This is a genomic window from Sphingobium sp. CCH11-B1 (assembly GCF_001556865.1).
In the GTDB taxonomy this organism is placed as follows: Bacteria; Pseudomonadota; Alphaproteobacteria; order Sphingomonadales; family Sphingomonadaceae; genus Sphingobium.
Genome location: NZ_LSJY01000062.1, coordinates 24,821 through 32,638, shown reverse-complemented (window position 1 = coordinate 32,638; position 7,818 = coordinate 24,821). Strand labels below are relative to the sequence as shown.

At 60.9% G+C, this 7,818-nt stretch carries 7 protein-coding genes; 3 read left to right on the top strand and 4 right to left on the bottom strand.

Features of this window, described 5'->3' with window-relative positions:
• From AX724_RS23950 to AX724_RS06720, 4 genes are all read right to left on the bottom strand, one after another.
• The coding region (locus tag AX724_RS23950; protein WP_197421499.1) for a JAB domain-containing protein at positions 1–643 on the bottom strand (643 nt) is incomplete at its 3' end.
• Between the two features lie 122 nt (positions 644–765).
• Positions 766–1,242, bottom strand: a complete 477-nt coding sequence (locus AX724_RS23945; protein ID WP_066764634.1) for a hypothetical protein — start codon at positions 1,240–1,242, stop codon at positions 766–768.
• A gap of 41 nt (positions 1,243–1,283) precedes the next feature.
• Positions 1,284–1,610 carry a hypothetical protein gene (locus AX724_RS06725; protein WP_066764627.1) on the bottom strand — a complete coding sequence of 109 codons (327 nt, stop codon included), beginning with the start codon at positions 1,608–1,610 and terminating at the stop codon, positions 1,284–1,286.
• Between the two features lie 61 nt (positions 1,611–1,671).
• Positions 1,672–2,187, bottom strand: a complete 516-nt coding sequence (locus AX724_RS06720; protein ID WP_231736537.1) for a helix-turn-helix transcriptional regulator — start codon at positions 2,185–2,187, stop codon at positions 1,672–1,674.
• 258 nt (positions 2,188–2,445) lie between these two features.
• Between AX724_RS06720 and AX724_RS06715 the strand changes: the two genes are divergently transcribed.
• The 3 genes from AX724_RS06715 to mobF are packed head-to-tail and all read left to right on the top strand — an operon-like array spanning position 2,446 to position 7,783.
• Complete coding sequence (locus tag AX724_RS06715; protein ID WP_066764623.1) at positions 2,446–2,745, top strand: ribbon-helix-helix protein, CopG family; 300 nt, start codon at positions 2,446–2,448, stop codon at positions 2,743–2,745.
• Positions 2,742–4,832 (top strand): type IV secretion system DNA-binding domain-containing protein, encoded by a 2,091-nt coding sequence (locus AX724_RS06710; RefSeq protein WP_066764619.1) that lies wholly within the window; start codon positions 2,742–2,744, stop codon positions 4,830–4,832. The genes AX724_RS06715 and AX724_RS06710 overlap by 4 nt, the downstream gene beginning before the upstream one ends.
• Positions 4,829–7,783 (top strand): MobF family relaxase, encoded by a 2,955-nt coding sequence (mobF, locus tag AX724_RS06705; protein ID WP_066764618.1) that lies wholly within the window; start codon positions 4,829–4,831, stop codon positions 7,781–7,783. The genes AX724_RS06710 and mobF overlap by 4 nt, the downstream gene beginning before the upstream one ends.
• Positions 7,784–7,818: the final 35 nt, after the last annotated feature.

Genomic DNA, 7,818 nt, shown 5'->3' with positions numbered 1-7,818 from the left:
AAGGGGGTCCCTCTTCGACGCCGATCGGGGGTCCCTTTTGAACGCCGTTTGACACCCAGGACGGCTCACCAAACAGTTCCGGCGACCCGATCAACGCACTTCGGAACTTGCGGCGCTCGCGGACGGCTCTTGCGTTCTCAAGGGCTGCGGGACCTCGATCATAGGGGTAGCCGGCTTTCGGCCCTACGCTGTCCTTAATGACATGGGAGCTTTCTGTCGGTCGATGGGGCTGGAACATGTTTAGGGATGACACTCTCATGGTCCGGGTCGCGGTAACCACGATATGATCGACGATATCGATGTCGAGGGAACGACCGATTTCCGACAAGGTCTGTGTGACGGCAATGTCGCTTTCGCTGGGATTCGGATTTCCACTTGGATGATTGTGTACAAGGATCAATCCGGCAGCATCGAGTTCCATAGCACGTCGAAAGATAGCGCGAGGATAAAGTGCCAGTTGCCGGAGAGAACCAACCTGCAGTTGCTCATCGGCGATCAGATGCCCCGCGCTGTCAAGAAATATGACCCGCAAGACCTCGTCGGGCAGAGCGCCCATCGAAGCCATCAGATATTGAAGCAAATTGGGGCAGTCTGGACTGATCGGAAGAGAAGCAAATTCCTCCCGCATTCCTTCAAGGAGCACCAGGCGGGAGCCCAGCAATATCCGGGCGACGGCTGCATGACCGCCAAGCACACGCTCCAGCGACTGGGGGCTTTGAGCGAAGATGCGCCCGAGGCTACGAAATTCGTCGAAGAGGGCGTTTGCTAGCTGGTCTCCATCGACCGGCTCGATGATTTCAATGAAGTCTGCCAGGATGGATCGCTGCCGTTGCGTTGCAGGCGCAGCCGATGTCGCCAGGTTCCGAGGGCCAGAAGCGGCGGGAGAAGCCAGGATGAGGCAACCTGCATCGTCAGATACGCGATCGGATGCATGCTCAGATCCAGCGCCCGGCTGAAATGCGCCAGAAGTGGAAGTATCTGAAGGACGGCAGCCACCATCGGCCAGAACCTGTGCGCCACTATGGCCAGCGAGATCGTCGATGCCGCCGCAAAGAGATCGATCGTAAGATGACCGGTGTCGACCGTCGCAAAGTGGGCCGGTATGAAGAGGTGAAGAGCCTGATCCATCAAGGCCATGGCTATCAGGATAGCGGCCATAGCCCGTTCCGGCACTCCTCCCTTCCAGATGGCGTATCCGATCGCCATCGACAGGAATATCAGAAACAGGGCAATGCGTAACATTCCGTTTCCAAATCATGTCGATGGCTCCTGGTCAATCGACTTTAGGCAACGGCGGCGAGGTGAGGGGGCGCTACGGCCATCGAAGGACATTCGTGGAGATCGAGACCTGCGGTCTCCTTGCCGATATCGGCAAGTTCGCCATGGGCCCGTAGAACGTCGTTGCTGATATCGATCAGCGACATCTGCGCCTTTGCGAGACGTATGATGGTCGCCTGCCCCGTTTTCGCGGCAACGCCTATCTCACGCCGGGCAGTCACGACGCTGGTCATGAGCGTGGAAAGGGCGATGATTGCGTCGTCGATCCGGGCTTCGGCACCAGGCACATCGCGTTGGAGACGAGCTACCGCGAGCGATTCGGAATTGGACATAGTTTCTCCTTCGCCGGGAGCGCGAAGCGCTTCCGGGCAATGTTGGGCCAGATTGTCAGGATTAGTTGGAAACGAGGCGCGTAAGCGTCTCGGCAATGCCGAGGCCCAGAAACACGACGATGACCAGGGCGGTGAGCATAGCCACCATGATCATTATGCGCGCCGGGATGCCGTAATCGTGTCTCCACCCTTCCTGGAACGGCGCCAGAAAATCCTTCCCTATGTCCCCGGACCTGATGCTGGGCGCGATACTATCGCTCAGCAAAAGAACCGATGACGGGTCGCCGTCCGAGAAGTCTGATGGCACCAGGACAGGCAGCGGGGGAAGCTGCACTGGATCATATGTGACGCGATCATATACACTCTTCAACCTGGCGTAGATGACTGCCGCCTGATCGCGGTCGGCTGCATCGAGAATTTTTCGGGCGGCGGTGATGCGCTGATCGACGGTGGGCTTGGAAATCTGAAGAACCCGTGCGATTTCCTTCGAACTCTTGCGTTCAACAACAAGATCGAGGCAGGCGCGATGCTTGTCAGTGAGGCGTGACCAGCGGGAGAGGCCGTCTGATTCTTCCACTGATGCCTTCCTCCTGCCCGAACACGCGATATGGCAATGCGCAATCTCCGCACGCGATCAAGGCGAATCGCCGCGAAGAAGCATATCCATACTCCTCGATTGAAACACCCCGCGGTCGGTAACAGCCGAAAAGCGTTCCTATAATTCTTCCGGCTATAGATTTTTGAATCTTCGTAACTTGCGCCACGAATGCGGATTCGGTAACGTGCCAAGGCTTCATGACATCTGCGAAGGTCTCCGGACAAGGAGACCCTTCGCTTGCCCAAGCTCAATTTCCGTCTCGATGAGTCGCTGCATGCTGCCTTGATGCGCCGTGCTCGCGGTGCGAACCTGTCCTTGTCCGGCTTCATACGGCAGCTGCTTGAGCAGGCGGTCGACGAACGCAAGCGCTACGTCTTCTCCTCCCAGGATGAGATCCTCGCCACTTCGATCCAGATATTATCGATCGTCGCGACGTCCGTCGGCCAGCAGTCTCCCAAGGCGCTCGAGCAAGGGATGTCGCAGGCCCGCGTTATTCTCGCCGAACGCGGTCTGCTCGGTGGAGAGGATCTCCCATGAGCATCTTCCGCAACGATATGCTGGGTTCATGGACGCGCGGCGGGCAGGCGATCGTCCACAACGTCCGCATGACCACACAGGTCTTTTACCAGACGATATTAGCCGGCTTCATCATCTGGATCATCGGCACGCTTTGGTATGCGTTCGAAAAATCGACCGAATATGAGCGGTTTGTCCTGCTCAAGCTGGCCGAGGCGATGATCAAGGTCGACGCGGCTGCCGGAACCAATGACCCGGTACAGTTTCGCACGCCAGAAGGCCTGGCTTACTGGACTTCGGCGGACTGGCTGGTCGCCTCGGCGCTCGCGAACAAGACCCTGCGGTCTTTCGAGGGCTATCTGCTGCATGGGGCGCTAATTTCCGGGCTGTTCGCGTTTGCCATGCTCGGCTGGGCGTGGTTCTATTTCACGCGGACGGGCAGGGGGCTCGGCTCCAACGAATATTTGCGCGGCGCGCGCTTCGGCACCATCCGCCAGGTTCGACGCGCGCTGTGGGGTCAGAAAAAAGGGCCGCTCGTTATCGGAGCCGTTCCAGTTCCGGAAGCCTTCGAGCCCGAGCATATCCTGCTGTGCGGCGCTCCGGGTACCGGCAAGACCAATCTCATTGTCGGCATGCTGGAAGGTATCCGTAAATCAGGCCGTCGCGCGATCGTCTATGACACCGCCGGCACCTTCGTCGAGAAATTCTACCGGCAAGGCACCGACATGCTGCTCAACCCGCTCGACCAGCGGACGGCGCGGTGGTCGCCCTGGGTCGATGTGCCGCGCGACTATCACTATGATCAAATCGCCGAGTCGACGATTCCTGACAAGCATGGCGATCCCTTCTGGGCCAAGGCGGCGCGGGGCACGCTGGTCGCGGTCATGCGCAAACTCGCGCGTCAGAAACATACCTATGTCTCGGTCCTGCTCGATCGGCTCTTGCGTTCGAAGCTCAAGGATCTGGCCGCCTTCGTCACCGGCACGGACGCCGCCGCCTTCATCAGCACGGAAGGCGAGCGGACATCCGCCGGCATCCAGGCCGAACTCGCCTCGGTCATGCGCAGCTTCAGCTATCTCGACGATACCGAGGACGGCTTCTCGATCCGCGACTGGGTAGAGAAAGGCGCCGAGGGAAGCTGGCTCTTCATCACCGTGAAAGCCGATCAGCTTCCCTCGCTGCGCCCGCTGATCACCGTCTGGCTCGACATCGCAATCAGCGCCATCATGAGCCTGACGCCAGATCGCGACCGGCGGCTCTATTGCGTGATCGACGAACTGCCGACGCTGCATAAGTTGCCGTCGCTTTCGGACTTTCTTGCGCGGGCGCGCAAATATGGCGGATGCGGCATTTTGGGCTTCCAGTCCTATCCACAGCTCAAGGCGACCTACGGCAAGGAAGATGCCGCGGCGATCACCGGCTATTGCTCAACCTGGGTGGCGCTGCGGGCGAATGATACGGATACCGCCGATCATGTCTCGATCAACCTTGGTCAGGTCGAACAGGTGGAGGCCAATGAGGGCATGTCCTATGGCGTCAACGACATGCGCGATGGCGTCAACCTATCGCGTATGCAGGTGACACGGCCGCTGGTCATGCCGACCGAAGTCACCAACCTGCCCAATCTGGTGGGCTTCCTGCGCTTCGGCCGCAATTTGCCTGTGGTCCGGTTCGATAGCCGGTTCAACAACATTCCATCGCTGGGAGAGGCCTTCGCCGAACGTACTGATCCGCCCGCCCAGATCGACAAGGCGCAAACACTCGTTCGCATTGCCCACGCCGAATCGCGGGTCCGTGAAGCCATGGAGCGCGAGGCTGCGCAGACGCCGCCAGCCCCCAACGCCGGAGAAAAGCCGTCGAAGAAGCCCCCGGTATTCCAGGAGACGCCAACGCCGCCTTCACCACAGCCGGATCTGTTCAGCCCTCCGGCGCCCGATATCGATCCGCAGCGGGTCGAGGACATCCTGCTGAATGAAGAGCATGCCGAGCTCCCGGCTCCCGCGCGATCCCTGTGGTCCATCCTTGCCGGCAAGCAGGGAGAAATCCGCTCCGAACTTGTCCAGCATGGCCATGAAGATGGGCCGCGTGAGCAGGCGAGGCCGGCATGATCCAGCCCCAGCGTCTCCATGGTCGGCCCGCCAACATTGCCCGCTATTATACGGTCGGCGACTATTACACCAAGGGCGGGAACGAGCCTTCGGAATGGGCCGGCAAGCTCGCGGCTGATCTTGGGCTGTCAGGCGCGGTCGATCCGAAGCTGTTTCGCGACCTTCTGGCTGGCAAGGTTGGCGACCAGCAGCTGGGGCGCCATCGCGCCGATGGGCAGATCCAACACCATCCCGGCTGGGACTTCGCGGTCAACGCGCCAAAGTCCGTGTCGATCATGGCGCTGGTGGCCGGGGACGAACGCGTACTTGCCGCCCATGAGGGAGCGGTGACCGCCGCTATCGCCTATCTGGAGGAACAGGCGCAGTTGCGCCGCCGGAACGAAGGCCAGATCGTTCACGAAACCACCGGTCGCATCCTCGTTGCGCGCTTTACCGAACATGGCAGTCGCGAACTCGATCCTCATCTCCACACCCATCTGGCCGTCCTCAACATGACCAACCGTGAAGCCGGCGATCCCATGGCGAGCCTGGAAAGCAGGGTCATGTATGGCGAACAGCGCGTCGCGGGTCAGATCTATCGCAATGCCCTGGCCTTCGGGTTGCGCGAGGCTGGCTATGAGATTGACACCAACCCGCGATCGGGCCTCTTCGAGATACGCGGTGTTCCCGATGATCTGATTGAACAATTCTCGCAGCGCGCCGACGCGATCGAAGAACATGCCCGCGAACATGGGCTGGTGGGACAGAAGGCCCAGCGCGCCTCATTCTACGCCACGCGCAAGGCCAAGGTGAAGATCGGCAAGGAAGACCTTGTCGCGCGGTGGCACCAGCGGACCGGGCCACGGCTCGACGCGCTGCGGTTGATCACCGACGAAACGCATGAGCGAGAAGGCAGACACCTGCCACCCACCGAAAAGGAGGCATCGCGTGCCGCGCTGTTCGGCTTGCGGCAATTGGAGACGACGGAAGCGGTCAACAATCTGGGCGATATTCTGCGCACTGGTCTCGCCGCCCATGTCGGCGAAGTCCGGCTCGAGGATATCCGTCCCCGGATTGAAAACCACGAACTGGTGCGCAAGCTGCTGCCGACCCATGAGCAGACCGGCGACAAGATACTGACGCGCGGGAGAACCAGTCGCAAATCCTGGCGGCTGGAACTGGCGCTCACCCAGCATATCGCGCTCGGCCTGAATGATGCTCGCCCGATTGCCTCAAGTGATCGATTACTTACCGTGCTGGAGGGGACCAGCCTCAACAAACAGCAGCAGAATGCCCTTGTCGAGACGGCGCTGACACCCGATCGCATCACCGCCATCCACGGTGTCGCGGGATCCGGCAAATCGACGCTGGTCAGAGTGTTGGGAGAGGCGGCTGAGCCCGGCACGACCTTGATCGCCCTGGCGCCCACATCTTCGGCGGCCGCCGAACTTGGCAAGAGGGCAGATATCGCCTCCTATACTGTTGCCGGCTTCGTCGCGCGAGGCGGGCAGGGGATCACCGACCGTCATGTGCTGGTCCTCGACGAGGCGGGGCAACTGAGTAACCGCCAGGCACAGCGGCTGCTTGAAATCAGCAGGACGACGGGCGCACGATTGCTGCTGCTGGGCGACGAGAAACAGACTGGCGCCATCGAGCAGGGCAAGCCGTTCTGGCTGATGCGCAAACTGGGCCTGCCGACGGTCGAACTTACCGAGGCCGTGCGTCAGGAAACCAAATCGATCAAGGCGGCCGTCACTGCCGCACGTTCGGGCAACTTCACCGAGTCATTGGCAAAGCTCGATAGCGTCAGCACCGTCACCGACAATGAGAGGATGGCCGAGCAGGTCGTCCATGCCTGGATACGGCTCAAGCCGGACTCGCGGGTCGGCACCAATATTCTCGTCCTCGACAATGCGACCCGCCTCATCGTCAACAGCAAGATTCGCGATGCGCTGAAGGATGAGAATGGTCTCGCCGCCCAGGATAGCCGGCTGTCCATCCTCGCACCCGCCGGCCTGACCGACATTGAAAAGCATATGGCGCGTTTTTACGGCTCTGGTCAGATCGTGCGCTTCGACCGCGACATCGTCGGCCTCGGTGTCGCCCGCAATGCCGACTATCACGTCATCGGACTGGGGCGTGAACCCAATGGCCGGCAGGTCGTGCGCCTCGTCGATGAGCAAGGACGCACAATCCGATGGGATCCGCAGACCACCGGGGCCCGGCACATCAACATATTCAATCCCGAATATCGCGATCTTGCCGAAGGAGACCGTATCCAGTGGCGTCTCGTCAACCGTGAACTGGATCTGCGCAATTCCGAGCGCGGAACCGTGCAGAAGCTGGGAGGGGAGGTGGCAACGATCCGCTGGGACCGGGACGGACGTGTGCAACAGGTCGATCTCGCCGAGCACAGGACCTGGGATCATGGCTATGCCGAAACCGTCTATTCCGCCCAGTCCAAGACCTATCCGCGCGTCTTCGTGCTCGCCCCGGTCGAATCGCCGCTGGTCAACGCCCAGAATTTCTACACGGCCATCACCCGCGCGGCCTTCGGCGCGAGGCTTTGGACCAACGACGTCGAGGCGTTGATCGCCAAGCTCGAGCGGCAGTCGGGCGAGAAAACATCTTCGTCGGAAGGGTTGGGGCGGCTGAAGGCAGACCGTGTCGATGCACTCTCTAACCGCCATGGACAGCATCTGGCCAATCTCAAGGCCGAACAGGAGCAATTGCGCGCACAACGCCGCGATCGCATGCTCGAACGGCATCTTGATCGCCGGGAGCGTCCGCCGCGCGGCGCCGCCGAACATCTCGCCGAGGGCGCGCGCAGTATTGCACAGGTCCTGGACCGCTTCCTCGAGGGCATTCTCGACCGCGCCCGCACCGATCGCGGGGCACCAGACAATCAGCCGACGCGGCCAACGCCATTTCCTGTCCATCACCCCGAGCCGTCTCACGGTCCCGAGCGATAAGGTCCTTTCCCATGCTGTTTATCCTGTCCGCGCTG

Bases quoted from the DNA above. Each gene is read 5' to 3' on its own strand.
- AX724_RS06725 (WP_066764627.1), bottom strand. From the start codon at position 1,610: ATGTCCAATTCCGAATCGCTCGCGGTAGCTCGTCTCCAACGCGATGTG.
- mobF (WP_066764618.1), top strand. From the start codon at position 4,829: ATGATCCAGCCCCAGCGTCTCCATGGTCGGCCCGCCAACATTGCCCGC.
- AX724_RS23945 (WP_066764634.1), bottom strand. From the start codon at position 1,242: ATGTTACGCATTGCCCTGTTTCTGATATTCCTGTCGATGGCGATCGGA.
- AX724_RS06710 (WP_066764619.1), top strand. From the start codon at position 2,742: ATGAGCATCTTCCGCAACGATATGCTGGGTTCATGGACGCGCGGCGGG.